The organism is Cryobacterium sp. TMT3-29-2 (assembly GCF_004564305.1).
GTDB lineage: Bacteria > Actinomycetota > Actinomycetes > Actinomycetales > Microbacteriaceae > Cryobacterium > Cryobacterium sinapicolor.
Map to the genome: position 1 here is coordinate 1 of NZ_SOGK01000009.1, position 1078 is coordinate 1078.

A 1078-nucleotide genomic window follows, 5' to 3' on the forward strand; every position below is an offset into this window, starting at 1 on the left:
ACCGTGGAATGGTCCCCACATCTAGTTCCCAACGTTTACGGCATGGACTACCAGGGTATCTAATCCTGTTCGCTCCCCATGCTTTCGCTCCTCAGCGTCAGTTACGGCCCAGAGATCTGCCTTCGCCATTGGTGTTCCTCCTGATATCTGCGCATTCCACCGCTACACCAGGAATTCCAATCTCCCCTACCGCACTCTAGTCTGCCCGTACCCACTGCAGGCCCGAGGTTGAGCCTCGGGTTTTCACAGCAGACGCGACAAACCGCCTACGAGCTCTTTACGCCCAATAATTCCGGACAACGCTTGCACCCTACGTATTACCGCGGCTGCTGGCACGTAGTTAGCCGGTGCTTTTTCTGCAGGTACCGTCACTTTCGCTTCTTCCCTACTAAAAGAGGTTTACAACCCGAAGGCCGTCGTCCCTCACGCGGCGTTGCTGCATCAGGCTTTCGCCCATTGTGCAATATTCCCCACTGCTGCCTCCCGTAGGAGTCTGGGCCGTGTCTCAGTCCCAGTGTGGCCGGTCACCCTCTCAGGCCGGCTACCCGTCGTCGCCTTGGTGAGCCATTACCTCACCAACTAGCTGATAGGCCGCGAGCTCATCCTTGACCAAAATTCTTTCCACCCCAGAAGATGCCTTCCAAGGTCGTATCCGGTATTAGACGTCGTTTCCAACGCTTATCCCAGAGTCAAGGGCAGATTGCTCACGTGTTACTCACCCGTTCGCCACTGATCAGAGAAGCAAGCTCCCCATCACCGTTCGACTTGCATGTGTTAAGCACGCCGCCAGCGTTCGTCCTGAGCCAGGATCAAACTCTCCGTAAATGTTTGATTGCACGAAACCCGAAGGCAACGGCACATCTAGTGTGACTGACCACCGGAATAGGCGGACCAACCACAAGTTTGAAACTGACAGAACAAATCATTACTGACTTGCTTTGTTGTTTAAATGTTTTCCAAAGGAATCTCTTCCGCGGTACCCCCTAGAAAGGAGCCCTACGGCCGAGGTTTTTGGCATTTGACATTGTGCACGCTGTTGAGTTCTCAAGGATCGGACGCACTCGACTTCAGGCCCAAA

At 54.2% G+C, this 1078-nt stretch carries 1 rRNA gene; it reads right to left on the minus strand.

The features are described 5' to 3' along the window. Positions 1-825: ribosomal RNA gene (locus E3O67_RS00650) — 16S ribosomal RNA — on the minus strand; the annotation flags it as partial. Positions 826-1078 lie beyond the last annotated feature (253 nt).